This window comes from Mucilaginibacter sp. GW821-FHT07H05, from assembly GCF_059418485.1.
This window is the reverse complement of the sequence record NZ_JBWKPY010000003.1, coordinates 369071-390543: the sequence shown is the minus strand read 5'-3', so window position 1 is coordinate 390543 and position 21473 is coordinate 369071. Positions and strand designations below refer to the sequence as shown.

At 43.7% G+C, this 21473-nt stretch carries 17 protein-coding genes and 1 tRNA gene; 10 read left to right on the top strand and 8 right to left on the bottom strand.

What is annotated here, in order from left to right; genetic code table 11:
• Positions 1-273 precede the first annotated feature (273 nt).
• Positions 274-594 (top strand): hypothetical protein, encoded by a 321-nt coding sequence (locus tag AC07M6_RS09430; protein WP_494888760.1) that lies wholly within the window; start codon positions 274-276, stop codon positions 592-594.
• Positions 595-808: 214 nt separating this feature from the next.
• Here AC07M6_RS09430 and AC07M6_RS09425 read toward each other — a convergent pair whose 3' ends face one another.
• Positions 809-1600, bottom strand: coding sequence for a class I SAM-dependent methyltransferase (locus tag AC07M6_RS09425; RefSeq protein ID WP_494888759.1), 792 nt, complete (start codon positions 1598-1600; stop codon positions 809-811).
• A gap of 182 nt (positions 1601-1782) precedes the next feature.
• Between AC07M6_RS09425 and AC07M6_RS09420 the strand changes: the two genes are divergently transcribed.
• Entirely contained in the window at positions 1783-3132 is a 1350-nt protein-coding gene (locus AC07M6_RS09420; RefSeq protein WP_494888758.1) for a PhoH family protein, read from the top strand.
• A 177-nt stretch (positions 3133-3309) separates the two neighbouring features.
• Here the strand turns inward: AC07M6_RS09420 and AC07M6_RS09415 are convergent, their stop codons facing one another.
• A complete protein-coding gene (locus tag AC07M6_RS09415; RefSeq protein WP_494888757.1) occupies positions 3310-5499 on the bottom strand; it encodes an FUSC family membrane protein in 2190 nt (729 codons plus the stop codon).
• A 171-nt stretch (positions 5500-5670) separates the two neighbouring features.
• Here AC07M6_RS09415 and AC07M6_RS09410 point away from each other — a divergent pair, with 171 nt between their 5' ends.
• The 3 genes from AC07M6_RS09410 (at position 5671) to AC07M6_RS09400 (ending at position 9607) form a co-directional block, all read left to right on the top strand.
• Positions 5671-8253, top strand: coding sequence for a phosphoenolpyruvate carboxylase (locus tag AC07M6_RS09410; RefSeq protein WP_494888756.1), 2583 nt, complete (start codon positions 5671-5673; stop codon positions 8251-8253).
• 3 nt (positions 8254-8256) lie between these two features.
• Positions 8257-8979 carry a ThuA domain-containing protein gene (locus AC07M6_RS09405; protein ID WP_494888755.1) on the top strand — a complete coding sequence of 241 codons (723 nt, stop codon included), beginning with the start codon at positions 8257-8259 and terminating at the stop codon, positions 8977-8979.
• A 94-nt stretch (positions 8980-9073) separates the two neighbouring features.
• Positions 9074-9607: a DUF4142 domain-containing protein gene (locus tag AC07M6_RS09400; RefSeq protein ID WP_494888754.1), complete on the top strand. Its 534-nt coding sequence runs from the start codon at positions 9074-9076 to the stop codon at positions 9605-9607.
• Positions 9608-9702: 95 nt separating this feature from the next.
• Here AC07M6_RS09400 and AC07M6_RS09395 read toward each other — a convergent pair whose 3' ends face one another.
• The gene (locus AC07M6_RS09395) at positions 9703-10905 is read right to left on the bottom strand and encodes a DUF763 domain-containing protein (protein WP_494888753.1); all 1203 of its coding nucleotides are present in this window, start codon (positions 10903-10905) and stop codon (positions 9703-9705) included.
• 99 nt (positions 10906-11004) lie between these two features.
• Here AC07M6_RS09395 and AC07M6_RS09390 point away from each other — a divergent pair, with 99 nt between their 5' ends.
• From AC07M6_RS09390 to fbp, 3 genes are all read left to right on the top strand, one after another.
• A complete protein-coding gene (locus AC07M6_RS09390; protein ID WP_494888752.1) occupies positions 11005-11712 on the top strand; it encodes a tRNA1(Val) (adenine(37)-N6)-methyltransferase in 708 nt (235 codons plus the stop codon).
• A 101-nt stretch (positions 11713-11813) separates the two neighbouring features.
• Positions 11814-12305, top strand: coding sequence for a metallophosphoesterase family protein (locus tag AC07M6_RS09385; protein WP_494888751.1), 492 nt, complete (start codon positions 11814-11816; stop codon positions 12303-12305).
• A gap of 22 nt (positions 12306-12327) precedes the next feature.
• Positions 12328-13377 carry a class 1 fructose-bisphosphatase gene (gene fbp, locus AC07M6_RS09380; protein ID WP_494888750.1) on the top strand — a complete coding sequence of 350 codons (1050 nt, stop codon included), beginning with the start codon at positions 12328-12330 and terminating at the stop codon, positions 13375-13377.
• A gap of 80 nt (positions 13378-13457) precedes the next feature.
• Here fbp and rnhA read toward each other — a convergent pair whose 3' ends face one another.
• The 4 genes from rnhA to AC07M6_RS09360 all read right to left on the bottom strand — a co-directional run bounded on the left by rnhA (position 13458) and on the right by AC07M6_RS09360 (position 17043).
• Positions 13458-13928: a ribonuclease HI gene (gene rnhA, locus AC07M6_RS09375; RefSeq protein ID WP_494888749.1), complete on the bottom strand. Its 471-nt coding sequence runs from the start codon at positions 13926-13928 to the stop codon at positions 13458-13460.
• A 92-nt stretch (positions 13929-14020) separates the two neighbouring features.
• Complete coding sequence (locus AC07M6_RS09370) at positions 14021-16123, bottom strand: heavy metal translocating P-type ATPase (protein ID WP_494888748.1); 2103 nt, start codon at positions 16121-16123, stop codon at positions 14021-14023.
• A gap of 163 nt (positions 16124-16286) precedes the next feature.
• A tRNA-His gene (locus tag AC07M6_RS09365) sits at positions 16287-16360 on the bottom strand.
• 152 nt (positions 16361-16512) lie between these two features.
• Complete coding sequence (locus AC07M6_RS09360; protein ID WP_494888747.1) at positions 16513-17043, bottom strand: hypothetical protein; 531 nt, start codon at positions 17041-17043, stop codon at positions 16513-16515.
• A 178-nt stretch (positions 17044-17221) separates the two neighbouring features.
• On the opposite strand from AC07M6_RS09360, the gene AC07M6_RS09355 reads away from it, so the two are divergent.
• Both AC07M6_RS09355 and AC07M6_RS09350 read left to right on the top strand, forming a co-directional pair.
• A complete protein-coding gene (locus AC07M6_RS09355) occupies positions 17222-17404 on the top strand; it encodes a hypothetical protein (RefSeq protein ID WP_494888746.1) in 183 nt (60 codons plus the stop codon).
• A gap of 175 nt (positions 17405-17579) precedes the next feature.
• Entirely contained in the window at positions 17580-18299 is a 720-nt protein-coding gene (locus AC07M6_RS09350; RefSeq protein ID WP_494888745.1) for a head GIN domain-containing protein, read from the top strand.
• Between the two features lie 70 nt (positions 18300-18369).
• Here the strand turns inward: AC07M6_RS09350 and AC07M6_RS09345 are convergent, their stop codons facing one another.
• Positions 18370-21321, bottom strand: a complete 2952-nt coding sequence (locus tag AC07M6_RS09345) for a TonB-dependent receptor (RefSeq protein WP_494888744.1) — start codon at positions 21319-21321, stop codon at positions 18370-18372.
• Positions 21322-21473 lie beyond the last annotated feature (152 nt).

Below are 21473 nucleotides of genomic sequence, written 5' to 3'. Positions count from 1 at the left end.
GATAACGTACGTATTTTGGATGTTTTTAAAGAGATTAAAAAACAGATGGGGTTGATTGTTTTTTATGGAACCTGTTGTTGTATGCCGAAAGGGAACTGCCCGCCAAAGTATGGTTCGAATTCAGGATCAGTCAAATATAATATGTGTCATCGCCGGACACTTAGCGTTCGAAACCGACCGATGTCCGAATAGGGAATCTGGCACAATTGTATGATTATCAATTAGATAGTAATATGGCATAGGTTTTGACGTTTACAGCTTACTATAAATGCCATGAGTTCAAATAACAAGTTTATCTTTAGGCGTACCGATGCACAACAACGATTTGAAGTGCTTTGGAAAAAACGCATTGAGGGTGAACCAACGTTAAAGGAATTAGCGGAAATGGACGAGATCATCAACCGGGATCCGTCGGTCTATCAGTTCGTTTTAAAAGAGATGGAAAATTGGGCTTTACATTCCCGCGATGGTCAGCAAAAAACGCCGCCTCCGCCTGCGGCTTCCCCATTAAAAAAGATCATAGAAAAAGTAAGATCGTTTTTTAAACAATGGGGCATTTTCTTTTTATACAAACCAAATGTAGGGATAAACTAATACTTTGCTTTTATCCCTGATGATAGTTTAATGGCGTTTAAAATACTGGATTTCCTTTTCGTGTTTCTGGGCGGCTGGCTTCCTTCGAATCGAATGCTCAGATTTTTACACTTATGTGTTTCCGGATCAACTTTCCTGGAATAAATGCGGTACTGTCCTAACTTTAATTTCCTGATCATAACTACCCCGATGACAAAAAATGAATCGATTAATGCTATGAGCGATTATCTTTTTTACATAAGAAAATAATTTCCCGGGGATTTATTCTAAATCTAAGCCTATCCGCTTCAGAAAAGCTTTTCGCATAATCATCCTTAATAACGGTAAAGCCTGCATTTTTAAGCCGTTCAGTATAATCTTGCCCATATATTCTAACGTGGTCATGCTGGCCGAAAGCTTTCTTTCTTTCACTTCGGGATGTAATTGACCAATCTTCGTAGGTTTTTTCGCTTTTATGTTTGATCGGTACTTGAAAAATACCCCATCCACCTTCATTAAGCACCCGATATAATTCTTTCATCGCTTTATGATCATCTTCAATATGCTCTAAAACGTGATTGCACAAAATAACATCAAATGTATTATCCTTAAACGCCATATTGGTAATGTCAATTTTTTGAACGTCACCTATTTCACGAAAATCGGGAGAATTTGGAGAAAGATCGCATTTTGTATATGCTATATTCCTGCACTTTGCAAGTATGGTATACAAAGACCTTTCCGGGGCAAAATGTAATAACTTCAGGTTGTTATTTTCGTTAAATAGGTCTGTTTTTTCGGTGAGATATAGAAATTGCAACCGATGCCTTTCTAACGAACCGCAATTTATACATCGCGCATTTTTCCTGTTAGTGGGTCTGTATGCAGCGAAACTTATATATGTTGACTTACAAAGCGGACAACTCACATTATTTCCGCGGTATATCAATTCCTCTTTTTTTTGTAAAATATATCTGTATGCTTTTATAAAAGGATAAGGAGTTATCTTTCTAAGGAATGTTCTCATAATATATTCTGAAGGGGAATGGGTTTCGGCATTCCTTATATAAATATAAGGAACAAGAACAAGCAATAGCATATAAATCAATTATGTATTTCATGGTTTTTTTCTTTGTGTATCCTGTGTTTAATTAAGGTTGTAATTCTTTTCCTTGTCATTTATCCCAACAATTTCCTAATTTTAGCCTTATGACTAAAGAGGGCAGGAGCAAAACTGCAGGTAAGAAAAAGATATTTGTTTTAGATACTTCCGTTATCCTGTACGATCATAACGCGTTCGAGAATTTCCAGGAGCATGATGTTGCCATACCTATTCAGGTGCTGGAAGAACTGGATAACATGAAGACCGGTAATGATACCCGCAATTTTGAGGCGCGCGGCTTTATACGGTTAATGGATGGCCTGTCGCGTAAACGCTTGTTGAATCAATGGCAACCTTTAAACGGCCAAAACAAAGGCAGCTTTAAAGTGGTGATGGATAGGAAAACCGCCGAAGTTGATGCCGAACAGGTTTTTGGTGATGGCAAAATAGACCACCGTATCCTGAATGCCGCGCTGGCCCTGCAAGAGGAAAACCCGGACAAAAAGATTGTGCTGGTTTCCAAAGATATTTGCCTGCGCTTAAAGGCTAAATCGCTAAACATTAACGCCGAAGATTACGAAACTGGTAAAGTAAAAAACCTTGATGAACTTTATACGGGCACAACCATTACCAAAGCCACCGACAAACTCATTAATCAGTTAAATAAAGAGCCGGTAATTATGCCTGCCGATTTAAATATAACACCAGGCCATGGCAACCATTTTTATTTACTGAACGGCAAGCGGTCAAACTTAGCCACTTTTTACAGCGCCCAGATAGATCACCTGGAAAAAGTAAAAGAAGAGCCTGTATTTAATATTTACCCAAAAAACCCCGAGCAGGCCTGTGCTTTACACGCGTTACTTGATCCCGATATTAAACTGGTAACCATGCAGGGCAATGCCGGTACGGGTAAAACCTTACTGGCCTTAGCCGCCGCGCTGGAACAGCGTAAATACTACCGGCAGATCTTTGTTACCCGCCCCATCGTGCCGTTGAGCAATAAGGATATTGGCTTTTTGCCGGGCGATGCCAAATCTAAAGTAGACCCATACATGGCGCCGATTTGGGATAACCTGAAATTTATTCGTGAGCAGTTTAGTGATGATGATAAAATGCAGCACAAGATAGATGAACTGGTAACCAACGATAAGATCTCCATAGCGCCGCTGGCCTTTATTCGCGGCCGTACGCTTACCAAGATCTTTTTTATTGTGGATGAAGCCCAAAACCTTACGCCGCACGAGGTAAAAACCATTATATCAAGGGCTGGCGAGCATAGCAAGTTTGTGTTCACGGGCGATATTTACCAGATTGATACGCCTTATCTGGATGCCGAGAGTAATGGTTTATCCTACCTGATAGATAAAGCTAAAGGGCACCCGCTATATGCCCATATCACCCTGCAAAAAGGGGAGCGGAGTGAGTTGGCTAATTTGGCTAATGATTTGTTGTAAATAAAAATAGTAATAAAAAAATGGTGGTGATTTAACCACAAAGCACACAAAGGGAGAACCACAAAGGACACAAAGCTATTGGTTGATTGAATCGCTAAATCTTTGTAACCTTTGTGTTTGCCACAATGAGATTTCTTAGTGACCTTTGTGGTTAAATCGCCATCATGCCACACGATATTACGCCAAATAATTATCCGTCACCTTAGCTATATCATTCGCTATTTTATTTATAAAGCCCAATTGTTCTTTTAACAATTTTTCATCAGGACTTAAATCGGCCTGGTTTTCTGTTGGGGAAATATTCCTGTCAGCAATAAATTCCACTGTTTTACCGCCCAGTTTTTTACCGGTTTCGTTCAGCACAGCAACGCTGCGCCTGATGAGTTTCAGGTGATCGGGATGTGGCTTAGCCATTATCTTAGCCGAAGATGCAACAGAAGCTACCGTTGCCAGGTAAGATGACAGGATATGGTTAAGTACCACAAATTTATGTACCTCCTTGCTTTTCTTCTGCTTGCTTTTAGGTTCGGAGGTCATCCGTTCAAAGGCGGCAGATAAGTTGGCCGATGTTACATATACTTCTTTACGGGCCAGCTTGTAGTCGGTTGTATTGGTAGATACGCCGGTCATGCTCTCCGAAATTTTAACCAGGTATTGGGTATTAGCGTAAATCACATCGCGCAGGCTTTCGGTGATCTGTTCCGACTCCCAGGCCGGGAACAGCACATAGCTGGCAATAAAAGCGATAGCCGAGCCAATAATGGTGTCCACAATACGTTCCTGCGCTATATTCAAATGCCCAACACCCAAAAACTTAAACAGGATAAGTACGTAGGGGGTCATCATTATAACGCTCACCACATAATTAAGGCGCTGGAAACTATAGGCGCCCATCATAAATATAACCAGGAAAACAAATTGCACAATGGTATTATGCACAAAAAGTAGGATGAGGATGCCAATAATACCGCCAACAACGGTACCTATTAAGCGCTGATAATTGCGCTGTTTGGAAAGGCTGTACCCGGGCTTCAATATTACGATAATGGTAAGCAATACCCAGTAGCTGTGATGCCCGAAAACCAGTTTACGCCCGGTAATATAATCGGCAAATACCAGTACCTCGGCGCTTTTGGTGACAAAAAAACCAAAGATACAAACCAGCGCTACCCTTAAGGCATGCTTAAATGCTGCCGAACTAAACGACAGGTTATCCAAAAATATCCGCGGGGCATACTCCTGGTGGGTAACAAATTTGGAGTACTCCACATCCTTACGGTCTTCCATCAACAGGCTGGATGATTTGGAGTTGTAGTAGTTAAATATATCGGTGATCCGCTGGTTCAGGTCGCGCAGGTTGATCAGGATTTTTTTCAGCACCAAATTACTGGTAGCAAGGTCGTTTTTACCTACACCATCTATCATGGTTTTTAACTGTTCCAGTTCCTTTTCAAAACTGAATTTGTTTTTATACCGGGTATTGGATAATATGGCAAAACCTATGTTATCCAGTTCGTTGGCCATCTGGTGCAGCAGGGCCGAAACTTCTTCCAGCACACCGGTATGGCCAAATTTTTCGCGGATATCCTTGTAATCGTAATGCGTAGCCATAATCTGCTCGTACAGGTCAACCAGATCCACAAAAGTGATCACTAAAATGCGGCTGGCATAGGTCGACTCCTTTACGGTTATACGGCTTTTAAACAAGATCTCGCGCACAACATCCTGGTGCTGGCTTACCTGTATCTGGTGCGATACCAGTTTGTGATAGTTCTCGTCTATATCGGTATCAGGTTTATAAAAATCGGCTTTGATCCGCAAAAATTTCACCACATCCAGCATATTCTCGCCAAGGGCTTGCTGGGCTGCCCTGTAGGGCCTGATCTGGAAAAACAGCAGGCTTTGCAGCATATACCAAACGCCGCCGGCCAAAAGCGTGGCACTGTAGCCTAAAACCTCATCGGGTTTGTTGGCCTTATCCATCATAAATATCATGATCAGCAATGATGCCGTACCTACCGATGCCGCCCGGTTACCGTAAACGGTGAACATGGAGAACAGGAAAGAGAACAAAGCTATTTCTATCCCAAGCGTATAAAGGTTCAATCGCGCGAAGCCGGTAATAATGGCCACAACAAAAATGCACCCATTGCAAATCAGCATTGCATTACGCTTGTGCATGGTTGGCCCGGGCACATCAACTACACAAACGCACAGTGCGCCAAGGGATAACGTAAGCCCGGTATCAAATAAATTAAACTGTGTTAGGATAAGGGTAGGTAGTAAAATACCCAGAGAGATGCGTAACCCGTCAGAAAAATACTGGCTATAGAAAAAACTTTTTATTTCACGGGTTTGAAGGTTCATTAATATCAGGTGAAATTTGAGTGTAAAATTAAACAAATTAACCGTTAAGGCTGTTTAAAATATAAATTTGTTAATTATTAAGCCATTTGCCGGAAAATATATTAATAGTGCTTAACTTAATCCCCACAAAATTAGTCGTATTTATCGGCATCAACAACCATTATAAATTATATGCCTTCATTATCAAAGCTTAGTCAACGCGAAACTATTTTTAACCAGGAGGTTGAAAGCCGTTTCCAGTTATACGATAGCCTTTTCCTGACCCTCCCTTTTTACCAGGTTAAAGATACTGGTATTTTGCTGCCATTTTTTAGCTCGCATTGCGAAAAGGAGACCATTAAGCAAAAATCGCCTGCCAGTGTTATCGAATCGTTCTTTAAAAAATATGTACCCGATATTGATCACCAGGAGCAGATCAACCGCTTGTTCAGGTTTATCCAGTATATAGAAAGACAGGTAGTTTTGTTTGATGCTATCGAAGATTCATCCTTTGGTAAAATAGGCCATTTTGAAAAGACCGGCACCATGCAAAGCCTTTTACAACAGGTTGATGGTGATGAAGATATACGCAACCAGATAAAGGAAAAATTAAAGACATTTTCCTTGCGATTGGTATTGACCGCGCACCCTACACAGTTTTACCCAAGCCGTGTTTTAGGTATCATGACCGACCTGATAGAAGCCCTGAAAGTCAATGATATCAATACCATCAATGTATTGTTGCAACAGTTGGGTAAAACGCCCTTCTTCAATAAAAAATCGCCGACCCCGGTTGATGAAGCCGTAAGTTTGATATGGTTTTTGGAGAATGTGTTTTACCATGCCGTTACCGCCATACAGGCTAACCTGGAAGAAGAATTTGATATTGAGGCCGGCGCAAACCAGGTGGTTGAACTTGGATTTTGGCCCGGGGGCGACCGCGATGGTAACCCTAACGTAAACGCGCAAACCACTAAAACCGTGGCTGCTACTTTAAGGCAGATCATCTTCCGTTGTTATTATCGCGATTTTAGGGTGATGAAACGCCGTATTACCTTCCGTGGGGTTGAAGGGCCGATGGCTGCCCTGGAGAAACTGATCTACCAGGATGCTTTTAATGAGCAAACCAACCCTGTTAATTTACAGGATGAGTTGCTGGGTTTGTTATCATCTATGAAAGAAACCATTGTAAAAGAGCATGATAACCTTTTTGTGAATTTGGTTGATGACCTGATCCATAAAGTGCGTGCCTTTGGATGCTATTTCGCCACGCTGGATATCAGGCAGGATAGCCGCGTACTGCGCGATGTATTTAAATATTGTACCGAAGGGCACCAGGTTGATGATAAAATAAAAGACGGCTATTTAGCATTAAGCGAGGCTGATAAATTAGCCAAACTAACCTTTAACGAAGCTAACCTGTTTTGCGGGGATGATGCCAGCGACCTGACTAAAGACACGCTCAACACCATCAGGTTAATGAAAACCATTCAGCACAGTAATGGCGAAAAGGCTTGCCAGCGTTTTATTATCAGCAATTGCCAGCAGGCATCAGATATATTGCAACTGATGGACCTGTTTTTATGGAGCGGCTGGAAAAAAGATGAGCTGACCGTTGATTTTATGCCGCTGTTTGAAACAGTGAACGATTTGGGCTGCGCGGCCGAGATTATGGAGAAATTGTACAAACATCCATTCTACAAAAGCCATTTGAAAAATCGCAACAACCGCCAAACCATTATGCTGGGCTTTAGCGATAGCACCAAGGATGGCGGTTATCTGATGGCCAACTGGTCGATATACAAGGCCAAGGTTGAGTTAACCGCTATGGCCCGCAAATATGATATAGAACTGGCGTTTTTTGATGGGAGAGGAGGCCCTCCGGCACGGGGTGGCGGTAAAACACACCGTTTTTACTCGTCTATGGGTAAAGATATCGCTAATGATCATATCCAGCTCACCATTCAGGGGCAAACGGTAAGCTCACAATATGGTTCGGTTGATACGGCACGGTTTAATTCCGAGCAATTGATTAACGCGGGTATTGTATCGGCGCTTAACCCTAACCGGCACGACTTGCTGGATAGCAGCCACAAAAAAATGATCTCGGAAATGGCGGATGAGAGTTATAAAAAATTCCTGGCCCTGCGCGAAGACCCTTTGTTTGTAGAATACCTGGAGAAATTAAGTCCGCTGAAATTACTTTCCCGCATCAATATCAGCAGCAGGCCAACCAAACGCAATGCCGATGCCAAATTGAAGCTGGAAGACCTGCGCGCTATTAGCTTTGTAACCGCATGGGGACAAATGAAACAGAATATCCCCGGCTTTTACGGCGTAGGGTCGGCCCTTAAGAAAATGAAAAGCGAAAAACGCTGGAAGGAGGTAAAAGAACTATACCATAATTCGGGCTACTTTAAAACAGTAGTTGATAACTGTATGATGTCTATGTCCAAATCCGATTTCAGGGTAACCGCTTATTTGGAGCACGATAAAACGTTCGGTGAGTTTTGGCAGAAATTACATAAAGAATACGAGCTGACCAAAGAACTGCTTTTGGAGCTGACCGGCAGTGAAAGCCTGATGGAGGAATATCCGATTGAAAAGCGTTCCATAGCCTTACGCGAGCGGATAGTTTTGCCATTGGTTATTATTCAGCATTACGCGCTGCATAAATTAAATCACCATCATAGCGATGAATTTACTGATATTTACAATAAATTAGTGATCCGTACGGTTTACGGTATTGTAAATGCCGGCCGAAATTCAGCTTAACCGATGATGAAAAAAGTAGCTTTAATTGTAGTTTGCGCCTTTTTGGTTTTAGGGTTTTCCCGAAAAGCAAAAGATAAGGTTTTGATATTTTCGTTAACTAAAGGATACCATCATGCCAGTATAGCAGATGGTATCCAGGCTATTATTAAAATTGGCGAAACCGATAACTTTACCGCGGATACCACCACAAACCCGGCGTTGTTTACCGACGAGAACCTGAAGCAATACAAGGCAATTATATTTTTAAGCCCCACAGGGGATAACTTGTTTACCCCTGACCAGCAAAAGGCCTTTGTGAATTATATACATAAAGGCGGCGGTTTTGCAGGGATCCACGCCGCTACCGATTGTTTGTACGATTGGGATTGGTATGGCAAACTGGTTGGCGCTTATTTTACCAAACATCCCAAAATACAGCCGGCCATGTTGAATGTGATTGATCATAAACATCTATCCACCAAACAACTGCCCGATAAATGGCAGCATACCGACGAATGGTATAACTTTAAGCAGGTAAGCCCTGATATCCATGTGCTGATAAAGATAGATGAAAGCAGCTATACCGGCGGCGAAATGAACGGCGACCACCCCATGGCCTGGTATCAAAAGTTTGAAGGTGGAAGGGTATTTTATACCGCGCTTGGCCACACTAAAGAGGATTACACGATCGACCAGCTCTTTTTACAGCACCTAACCGGCGGTATTAATTATGCATTAGGCCGTTAATTAATTAAAATATTTTCTTATTTGATAAATTGTCATTGTTTTGTAAACCACAAGGCGTTATAATTGTTAACCAATTATTGCTAACCTGTAAACGATGAAAAATTTAAGGTCCATGTTACTATTGCCGTTATTGGCAAGCATCATCGCATCCTGCGGAGATAATCAAAAAGCAAAAAATTTCAATAACAAAACGCTGGTTGACGGCCAGGGGATGGAATTTATTAAAACCGCTAACGAAGCCGGTTTAACCGAAGTTAAAGCCTCTACCATTGCCGGCACCATGTCAAAAAATCCGCGGGTTATCGGTTTTGCAAAAATGATGATCGATGATCATACACAAGCAGGTAAGGAGTTAACAGACCTGGCCGATGATAAAATGGTTGATCAATCTGACCTGTTAAAGCCCGAACACCAAAAAACGATTGACAGTATCGCTAAATTAAGCGGCCCAAGCTTTGATAAAGCCTATATGAATATGATGGTGAATGACCATATTCAGGCTGTAGCGCTATTTGAAAAGACAAGCTCAAATAAAAATAACGCGGTACAAAAATTCGCAAGGAAAATGTTACCGGCCCTTAAAATGCACCTGGATTCGGCACGGGTAATAGCTGCGAGTTTGAAATAATGGAATTGGTATTGGGTGTCATGGTGAGCTTGTCGAACCATGGCGGGCAGGCCCTCGCACGCACGCTTCGACAAGCTCAGCGTGACACCGCATTCCTAAAACAAACTCAACTGCTGCTCTTTAGGTGGCTTGGCTCGGCCAAATACGGTGCGGCCGCCATATTTCCAGGAATTATTTCTTTCCCGTTCTATTACAGCATCAAAGTTAGCGTTGGGTGTAAAATCCTGCTCGGCTTTACAAGCAATATGATGTAAACGTTTAATCGCTTCATTTTTATCTGACTGGCCCATTTTAGCTTTATAAATAGCCGTCTGCAATGTGCCGATTGTTTCGTCGTAAACCTTAGTTGGGACGGGGAAGGGGTGGCCATCCTTACCGCCATGCGCGAAAGAGAACCTTGCCGGATCTTTAAAGCGGGATGGCGTACCATGGATCACTTCGCTTACAAGTGTTAACGATTGTAAAGTGCGCGGGCCTAAACCTTCCAGCAGTAACAGGTCTTCAAAGTCCGATGGCCGTTTCTCGTGGGCCAGCCAAAGTACAGCACCTAAACGTTTCAGATCAACATCCTTAGCCTTTACATCGTGATGCGCAGGCATAGTTAGATGTTTTATTTCATTCAGCATCAGATCGGGCTGAACATTGGCGATATCCATTATCCCATTGCGGGTAACACCGGCATGTTTATCAGCCAGGTTTAAAATCTGGCCATAGTTATGCCCGCAAACGGCGCTGTGCGGGTCACTAACAAATGAAGTCAGATCGTCAGAGTGCCAGTGGTAGCGCCTGGCTGTGCTGTTGTGAGCGCTCATACCTTGTTGTATAACAGACCATTTACCGCTGTTACTTACCACAAAATTGTGGGTATATAACTGGAAGCCATCTTGCACAGCCGTATTATCAACCTTGGCGCTTAGCTTGCTGCAGCGTACCAGGTAATTGCCATCCAGCCCTGTTGCATTGCCCAGTTTTAGTAATTCATCAGGCGTTTCGCGGGAGTATTTTCCTTTGCCCCCGCAGATATAGATACCCAATTCCCTGGCATGCGGGTTAACCGCGCGTTTCAGCGCGCCCATAACCGAGGTAGTAATGCCGGACGAATGCCAGTCCATACCCATCACAGCGCCCAGGCTCTGGAACCAAAACGGATCGCTCAGTCGCCGTAAAACTTCCTCGGTACCGTAGTCCATTACCAGGCATTCTACTATAGCTAAGCCCAGTTTAGCCATACGTTCGGCTAGCCATTTGGGTACATAGCCATAATGTAAAGGTAAATCTGTGCTGCCCGATCGTTTCATTACTAACAAAGTTAGTAATATTATGGTGAATTTAATAATTAGATGGAACCGGGCATCATTGTTATATTTAATTAAACAGTTTATCTATACTTTCGTCCAATGTTCCGTTTTAAACAATTTACCATAGATCAGAGCGGCTGCGCCATGAAGATCAATACCGATGGTGTATTGTTAGGCGCTATTGCCCTGGCTGATCAGCCAGAAACCATATTAGATATAGGCACCGGTACCGGCGTTATTGCGCTGATGCTGGCGCAACGCTATCCAAACGCGATGATTGACGCGGTGGAAATAGATGCAGGTGCCGCTAAAACCGCGGAGGGCAATTTTGCAGGCTCGGTATTTGCCGATAGGTTAACATTATATCCGGGATCGTTTGAAGCGTTTTTTGAAGCGCATATAGATAAGAAATATGACCTGATCGTTTCTAACCCGCCATTTTACATTAACTCATTGCAATCGCCAGGAGCGGGGAAGAAATTGGCTAAGCATGCGGATGCCGGTTTTTTTGACAAGCTGGTATCGGCTGTTGCCCTGCATTTGTCGGGAAAGGGTTTGTTTTGGCTGATATTACCCATTAATACGGCCGAATTAATTAAGCCATTAGCGATGAATTGCAGGTTATTTATGCAGCAGGTGGTGACGATCAGATCTTACCCGGAATCGGTACCCCATCGCGAACTGCTTTCTTTTGGATTTGCACAAACAAAAGCGACCCAAACAAATTTTGTTATTTATGGTGGGCCAAAGCAATATTCAGCACAGTACCGTACGGTTTTACAAGATTTTTTCACTATTTTCCCGTAAATTAATCATTGGTCATTCCGCTTCGCTATCATTCGTCATTGGTACCAGGCCTGATGAAGTAATTCCGAAGTTAATGACCAATGACTATTGACCAATGACTAATGATTAAAATCGGTTTACTCTCGGATACCCACAGTTACCTGGACGATAACATATTAAAACATTTTGATAACTGCGATGAAATTTGGCATGCCGGCGATTTTGGTAACATAGAAGTAGCCGACAGGCTGGCGGCCCTGAAGCCCTTACGCGGTGTATATGGAAATATAGACGGGGGAGCGTTGCGCAAAACCTTTCCCGAGCATCTGCGTTTTAAGTGCGAAGAGGTAGATGTATGGATGACGCACATTGGCGGTTACCCTGGCAGGTACGCGCCGGCTATCAGGGATGAGATTTACACTAAGCCCCCGCAGTTGTTTATTTGCGGGCACTCGCATATTTTAAAGGTAATGTTTGATCCGAAGATAAAATGTTTGCATATTAATCCGGGAGCGGCAGGAAAACAGGGCTGGCATAAGGTACGGACATTGATAAAATTTTGTATTTCTGACGAAAAAATCCATACCTTAGAAGCAGTAGAATTGTTAAAGTAGTTGTAAAAAATACACTAAGTACATGAAGGTAGTTAAAACTTTAGGCCAGTTTATTATTGAAAAACAAGCCGATTTTCCTTATGCTAAAGGCGAACTTTCCCGTTTATTAAGGGATATTGCCATTGCGGCAAAAATTGTTAACCGCGAGGTAAACAAGGCAGGATTGGCTGATATTATAGGTGATGCCGGCAGCATTAATGTGCAGGGCGAAGGGCAAAAGTTGCTGGATGTATATGCAAACGAACAATTTATCTCGGCACTTAAAAGTGGCGGCGAATGCTGTACCGTTGTATCGGAAGAGAATGACGAGTACATCTATATCGACCATGAAATATCTAAAAATGCCAAATACATTGTGGCCATTGATCCGCTGGATGGCTCATCAAATATTGATGTGAACGTGGGAGTGGGTACGGTGTTTTCTATCTTTCGCCGTAAAAGCAAGGATGGCGAGGCTACCATGGAGGATGTACTGCAAAAAGGCACCGAACAGGTAGCGGCCGGTTATGTGATCTACGGATCGTCAACCATGCTGGTATATACCACAGGTAAAGGTGTTAACGGTTTTACGCTTGATCCGTCAATTGGCGAATTTTGTCTATCACATCCGGATATGACTATCCCTAAGGATGGCATTATTTATTCCATAAACGAAGGTTATTACGCTCATTTCCCTGACGGCGTAAAAAAATATATTAAGTTTTGCCAGGTTGAAGATGATAAAACCTATCGCCCGTATACATCCCGTTATACGGGATCAATGGTGGCCGATCTGCACCGTAATATGATCAAGGGCGGGATCTTTATTTATCCGATCACGGCCAAATCTCCCAAAGGTAAGCTGCGTTTAGTTTATGAGTGCAACCCAATGGCCTATATTATTGAGCAGGCCGGTGGTAAAGCCAGCGATGGTTATAACCGCATACTCGAACTGGAGGTAACCGAACTACACCAGCGATCGGCTATTTTTATCGGGTCGGAAAATATGGTTAAGAAAGCCGAAGAAATGATGGCCTGCTTTTCGCCCCAGGTAACTAAGAAGAATTTTGAGGGAGTGGTATCGGTGCAGTAGCACCCCTCCCAACCCTCCCCGAAGGGGAGGACTTTAAGATCTTTATCTCCCTCTCCTTTGGAGAGGGTCGGGGTGAGGTTTTACAACAAATCTGCCCGCATGGCTTCGGTTTCAAATACAGCGTCAATCAACAGGTCTTTTTGCTTGCCTGCCGCAACGGCTAACTGATCGCAGCGCTCGTTTTCGGGGTGACCGGCATGGCCTTTTACCCACACAAACTTAATTTGATGTATGCGGCTTACCTCCAGGTAACGCATCCAAAGATCTTTATTTTTTTTGCCTGCAAAACCTTTTTTAACCCAGCCCTGCAGCCATTTCTTTTCAACAGAGTCGATCACATATTTAGAGTCGGAATAGATAGTTACCTGCTGATTGGGGTTCTTCAGCGCTTCCAGGCCTTTTATTACGGCCAGCAGTTCCATACGGTTATTAGTGGTTTTGCGATAACCGCCCGACAATTCCTTATAGTGTTGCCCCGAACGTAAAATAGTGCCGTAACCACCCGGACCCGGGTTTCCGCTTGATGCGCCGTCTGTAAATAGTTCGATCATAAACCCCCTAACCCCCTAAAGGGGGAATGTTTTTTTAATTGTTAAACGCAAAGTTAGTATTTCTGATGTAAGTAGGCCTAAAAACTCCCCCTTTAGGGGGCTGGGGGGCTTACCTTCTTGATCTTCAACCGCAACGAATTGCCAATAACTACCACATCCGAAAATGCCATGGTAAAGGCCCCAAACATTGGGCTCATAAAACCGAATGCAGCTATGGGGATGGCCACAATATTATAGGCAAATGCCCAAAAAAGGTTTTGCTTAATGGTGAGCAGGGTATGTTTACTGATCTGTAAAAAGAACAGCAGGGAGTTTAAATCAGTATTCAGCAAAATCACCCGGGCCGATTGTATGGCAATGTGGCTGGCATCATTCATAGATACGCCAACATCTGCTTTGGTAAGGGCAGGGGCATCGTTAATCCCGTCGCCAATCATAATGGTCTTGCCTTTCTGCTTGTAAACATCAATGATAGAGAGCTTTTCATCCGGCAGTTTTTCGGCATGAACCGCCGTAATGCCTAAGGTTTGCGCCACGGCATTACAACGCACTCCTTTATCACCGCTTAACAGTACAGGGGTAATCCCCATCTTTTTCAGACTGGCGATCAGGTTAGCCGCGCCGGGTTTAATATCATCCTGGATAGCAATTTGCGCCAGTAGCTTTTGGTTTTTATAAAGGGCTAAATTATAATCGCTTTCAGCATCAGATTTAACCGCGCCTAAAAAGTAATTATTACCATCTATATCCACAGCACGCATGCCCAGGCCTTTTTCTTCGGTAACCGATTTCAGGATGGTTTTTTGCTGTGCCTGTCCCTTCAATTGTTCTACCAGGGAGCGGGCAATGGGGTGATTTGAGCGTTCTTCTATAGCGGCGATAACGCCACGTATGGTTTCAAGCGAAGTGTCGTCCTGCGCCCTTATATCGCGCAGGGTAAACCTGCCGGTAGTGAGCGTGCCGGTTTTATCAAACACTACATATTTGGTATTGGCTACGGCTTCAATGGTATCGCCGCCTTTAATCAGCACACCGTTTTTTGCCGCGCGACCAAGGCCAACCATAACGGCTGTAGGTGTGGCTAACCCCATGGCGCAGGGGCAGGAGATAACCAGCACCGCGATAGCATGCATCAACGAGTTTTGCAAGCCAATGTTAAAAGCGAAATAGCTAAGACCGAAAGTAATCAGCGAGATCAGTATCACAGTTGGGACAAATATCCCGGCTACTTTATCGCCCAGTTTTTGGATGGGAGGTTTGGCTGCCTGCGCTTTCTTCATCAGGTCGATGATCTGCGCAAGCACCGAATTTGAACCTACTTTGGTGGCTATGATACGGATACTGCCCGATTGCAGGATAGTACCGCCGATAACGCTATCGTATTTTTGCTTTTCAACCGGTACGCTTTCGCCGGTGAGCATCGATTCATCTACAGTGGCATTGCCTTCCAGTATATCGCCATCTACAGGGATCTTATCGCCGGTATTCACCAGTAAGATATCACCGGATTTAACCTCACGGGCATTGATCACTTCAATTGCTCCGTCAACCATGCGGCGCGCATCTACCTGCTGAAACTTTACCAGGTCTTTTACAGCCGATGTGGTTTGCGTTACCGAACGCTTTTCGAACAGGTTACCCAGCAGTACCAATGTAATAATGGTAGCGCAGGTTTCGTAAAACTGGTATTGCCCGCCCAGGTTTTGCAAAGTACCTGCCAAGCTGTAAACAAAGGCCGCCGTGGAGCCGATAAAGATCAGCACATCCATGTTAGGCACGCCGCCTTTAATAGAATTGAAGGCGCTTTTACCGAAGTGTATGCAACCAACAATAAATACAGGCATGCATAAAATGAGTTGTACGTAAGCGTTGTGCAGCCAATGCCATGGTAAAACCATATGCAGCAGGAGCGGGGCGGTAAAAATGGCGCAGAAAATGAATTTGTTTTCGATCTTTTGGTAGAACTTTTCCTGGTGGGTTGACAGATCATCAACCACACGGAAGCCCAGGCCTTCGATATCTTTAATAATAGTGGGGATGATGGTTTGATCGGCAGTAGAGAATTTTACCTCCTCGCCTGCAAAATCAACCAGGATATTTTGCAGCCCTTTTTTCTCTAACAGGCGATGAACAGATATCGCGCAGTTATTACAGTGCATCCCGGTTACATTCAATTCGACGAAAGATTCTGTCATGCAACAAATTTACCTATTAGTTTAGATGGGTTCTAAATAATTAAGTAAGCCTTGTGTAATTTTAAAATGATTTTAAAGGAATACTCTTGGTTTCCTAAGAGGGTATAAATGATGTTTTTAATTTAAAAACAAAAAAGCCTCCCATTTTCATGAGAGGCCTTTGGGTAAATGATGGGGCTCGAACCCACGACCCTCGGTACCACAAACCGATGCTCTAACCAACTGAGCTACATCTACCGTGTTGGGAGTGCAAATGTATAAAAATCGGTTTTAATGTCAAATGCTTTTTTGCAAATTAATGCAAGTATATGGTAAGCCGGTCATAATAGGGGCTATAAAAAAGAGAAAGCCCATCATAATCAGTTGCTGTACCTATGGTTTTAGGCGTATCAATGCCCATGCACTTTCTCACTGGTTAACAGTACTACGCCGTTATGCGCGTTTTCTGTAACATTGGCAAAACTATCATGATCAACCAGCAGTTTCTCATTTTCGATATAAATATGAGAGCCGGCTACGGTAAAGTTTCCCTTAATGGTAAAAACCGGGTCGGGGTGCTGGGAGTGGATCTCGTTGAGGATATGGCTCGATAAGCCGTGGTACTCGTGCGGATCCAGCTGGTAAACATCCAATATCGGCTCGGCGTGGCCGGTATGGTATAACCTTACCCGGTTAGATTCGGTTACAGCGCGTACATCAGATCCTTCCTGAACCATATTGCTGGTAACGCGTACCGGATGGTGGTCATCTACGGTGTTAATGTCAGCGTCGATGATCAATTGCTGATGGGGGCCGTTTTTTTGCGGACTGTAATAATCGCGGATGGTTAAAAAAATAGTGTTAGTATGACCATCATTGTAGCTAATAGTATTGTGGCTACTCAAATAAACGTTGGTTCCAAAAATGAATGCATGTTTCATAACGTTATGGTTTACTGGTTAAATATTATAACATAAAGCATTGGCAAACCCTAAATGTTTTAACTATAGGATCATAAAATATATGCCGGCCATTTAATAATCGGTATAGTTGTTGCTTCATTATCAATAAGCGATGGATATATCGCCTTGATAATTATTTACCTAAAAATTAATGGTTATGAAAACGCAACAGGATGTAAAGAAAAGTGGAAACATGCAGGGCGGGTCTACATCAGACCGGGCTTTTGCTAATCAGCGCGAAGATCAGAAACAAAAGGGGATCAGCAATGCCGGCGGGCAGCGGTCTGACCAAACATCAAGCAGGGATAGTATGCATAAACCCGAGCATAAAAAATCCTGAGGATAAGATTAAATAAATTACAAGCGCCTTTCAAAAATTGGAAGGCGCTTTTTTTATGCAGATCAAAATAAATCGGTTTGATAGCGGCTTGCTAAAAGATAGCGCCATTATCAAAGCTTTTTCTATTTTTGGTGTAACATCAGGCAGGCAAACCACGTCATAAAAATAAAAACTCATGAAAACTCTCAAAACTAAAATACTACTGGCCGGCTTATTAGCCCTTACGGTACTAAGCTCGTGCATGTTTAATTGTGTCCACGGATCGGGCAATGCCATTACAGAAGACCGTAAAGTGGATGATTTTACCAAAATAGATGTATCCGGCGGTTATAAGATCACCTTAAAACAGGATAGCTCACTTTCATTAAAAATAACGGCTGATGATAATGTGATGAAATACATCCGTACCACAGTTGATGGCGATAAGCTGCGTATATCTACCAAAAAGAATATCTGCGCCAAAAAAGCCATCGAGATTGTTATCGGTGTGCGTAACCTGGATGGATTGAAAGGTTCGGGCGCTATTGAAATAGCTTCAGACGGCAAGCTGAACGTTAAAGACCTGGCTATCCAGCTTTCGGGCGCCAGCAAGGTAAACCTTGATTTAAATGCTACCTCGGTAACTACTAAAGGTACCGGCGCTACCGAAATTAACCTGAAAGGCCAGGCGGCCAGCCACACTGTAAATTTAACCGGCAGCGGGAAAGTTTACGCGCTTGATTTTGTGGTGGGCAAATATGATATAGAAACTACCGGTGCCAGCGAGTGCAAAATTAATGTGCTGACTGATTTAAATGTACATACCACCGGCGCATCTGAAATAGAATACCGTGGTAACCCTACAAACGTGAACACCAGCAAAGCAGGTGCTTCATCAGTGAAAAAGATCGACTAATAACCTTCTCCATCAATAACAAAAGGGGCCATTATAGTATAATGGCCCCTTTTGTTGTTTTAATATATACTTACTTAGTCAGTAATCCATCCAGCGTTATTGAAGCATAATACATAGCCCCAATGGTTGGCCCGCCCGCATATTGCAGGTAGCGTTTGTTAAACAGATCGGTACCCCCAACTTTAAATATAGCGTTGTATTGCGGTACTTTAAAGGTTACCTGGGCATCAACCGTATGAATAGCCGGAACCCTGCCGGTTACCAGCGGGCTTTCCCATAGGAAGCCTTGCTGCCATTTATAAACTACATTAAAGCCAACGTTTTTCACAATCTCGCGGTTACCGAATGATAAGTTACCCGACCATTCAGGGGTGTTAAAGCCGGTCACAAAAATATCTGATGTTGACTGCGACTGCATTTTATTGAAGCTGGCATTGCCGGATACGGTATAGCGTTTATAAAAGTTATAAGTAATACCTGCCGATGAACCGTAGTTATGATAAACGTTTTTGGCATTGGTATAAACCCGGTAACGGCTTTGCCCTAAACTGGCTGCATTATTGGCTGTAGCTGTTGTTGGGTCGCGGTTAATATCCAGCATGGCCAATACCGCGGCATCGCTGCCCACAGTAGCGCCGTTTGGTACAAATACCTGCACCTGGCCTAAAAAGCCATTGTAGCGATTGGTGTAGGCATCGATATCAATAAATACCTTGTTATCCAATATAATGCCCTTGTACCCAACCTCAAATGAGGTGATCTGCTCGGGGCGTGCCTTTGGCAAATCGGCAACCTGTAGTAAATTCCTGTTAGCTAAAGCGGTAGCATCCGTACCGCTGGCGCTACCTGCCGCGGCATTTACAGCAGCGTTAAATGTAGCTACCGATGCCTGGGTATAGCTGTTGCCCAAATAACCTAAGCCATCGTTAATAAAAGGCAAGCTGCCTACCCGCTTAACGCGACCATTGTTTACATACGATAGGGCCTCGAACAAAGCCGGGAAGCGGTACCCGTTTTGGAATGTAAACCTGAAATTATGATTTTCAGTCGCCGAATAAACCGCCGCCAGGCGCGGGGTGAATTTAGGATCGTAATATGGGTTATAATCACCACGTATCGAGCCAAACAGCTTCAATTTATTATCAAACAAGGTTTTGGTTACTTGTGCAAAGCCACCAAATTTTTTGTAATAAACATCCTTGCCAAAGCTGCCATCGGCAAGCGGGGTATTACGGTCGGCAATCGGGCGGCTAAAATCAACAAAGTTATTACCGTCGGGGATGATCTGGTAAATGCGGGCATCGCCGCCAACCAGCAAATCGAAGATCTTGATCCGGTCGGTTAAATCCCATTGTGCCTCTGCATTATACATGTGGCTTTTTTGTACCAGCGCTGCACCCCCGGTAACCGGCGCGTTGGGGATGAGGCTGGATTTAATATCCCAGTTATTAATACCTATAATCGTTTTCTTTAATTCGTTAAACGCTGCTGTACCCGGTTCTACACGGCCGGCATCGGCGGCGGCACGGGCAGCATTGGTGGCAGCAGCCAGGTTGGCTGAGGTTAGGCCACCATTTGCTGTTGCATAAGCGGTTAAAGCGTTTTTGTATAAGGTGCCCCAGGCCGAGTTGCTGGCATGATTCAGGTCGAGGTTATCAGCCAATGGCTTCACATTATAGCTATCGCCTGTATTTTCTATTGATTGGTAAGCACGCACCAAAAAGTCCTTACCTTTTAATTCTACCTTATGGTTTTGCACGGTAGCGCCATTCAATGCTATTTTATTCCCCCGTTGAAATACGCCATCCATGCGGCCAATGCGGTAGGTATAGGATAGGGTGGTGGTAGGGCTCAATTTGTAAGCCAGTGTTGCGTCAAACTTCAGGTTAGATACTTTGGGGTCAACCAAATCAACCTCGTTATAACCGGTACGGGCAACGGTAAGGTTAGGGCGGGCAACGCCGTTAACCGTAATACCTTTTATCACCACGGTATTACTGCCGGCAAGCGCATCATCGCCATATTTATTCCAGCCATCATAAGCGGCATTGCTGGCGCCCGTTAGTTCGGGATAGCCGGGGTTGGCAGTTTTTAAATTGCCGGGGTTTTGATCGGCCTGAGTGTTAGATTGCCAATCCTGCCCCTGTAAATAACTTACGTTCACTTTAAAAGCAAATTTATCGTTATAGGCTTTGGCATAGCGGAAAGCGTCCTCGGTCAGCACACTGGGTTTAATGCCAATACCATCCACGTGGTTAACACCTGTGCGGTGGTAAAAACTCAGCCCCTGGTATTTAAACGGATCTTTTGTGATCAGGTTTGATAAACCATTCAGCGCGTTTGTGCCATACAGGGCCGCGGCCGCGCCGGGAGTGATCTCTATACTGGCAATGTCCAGCTCGGTTGGGCCAATAGCATTACCCAGCGGCACACCTAAGGTAGCCGATTGCATATCAACGCCATCGGTCAGCTGCATAAAGCGGAAGTTGTTGGGGCTGTTAAAGCCGCGGGTATTAGGCACTTTTAGGGTTAAGCTGGTGGTGGTCATTTGTACGCCTTTTACATTTTCCAGCGCGTCGTAAAAACTGGGGCCGGGCGATTGTTTCAGCGCCCTGATATCCAGCTTCTCAATGGCCACCGGCGACTTTAGCAGTTTTTCTTCCTTGCGGGATGCTGTTACTACTACCTCGTTGATCAATAATGATTGTGTAGTGAGTTGGATATTTAACGCGCTGCCTGCGTTTTTGATCAGAAATTCCTGTGGCTGATAACCAAGGGCTTGAAATACGAGCGTATAAGGTAGTTTAGCATTTGTAGTTAAACTGAATTTACCTGTTGTATCGGTAGCCGTTCCATTAGTTGTGCCCTTTATGCTTACGGTGGCGCCAATTAATGGCTGGCCTTTATCGTCGTTCACTTTGCCGCTCAGGATATACGATCCGTTTAATTGTGCCATGCCCGTGAGCGGGAAAAGTGCAAAAAGGAGCACAGCAATTTTTAAATTGTTTGTAAAAAGTTTCATGAAGTGTTTGAGAAATTGTTTTAAGATGATGTAATCTGTTAATTGACCGGGGTGCAGATCAACAACAGCAACAGGTTGGCATATAGATAAATACTTGCATTGTATATAATGTCTATCGATTTAGTAGTACAAATGTAAAAAGAATAACACAC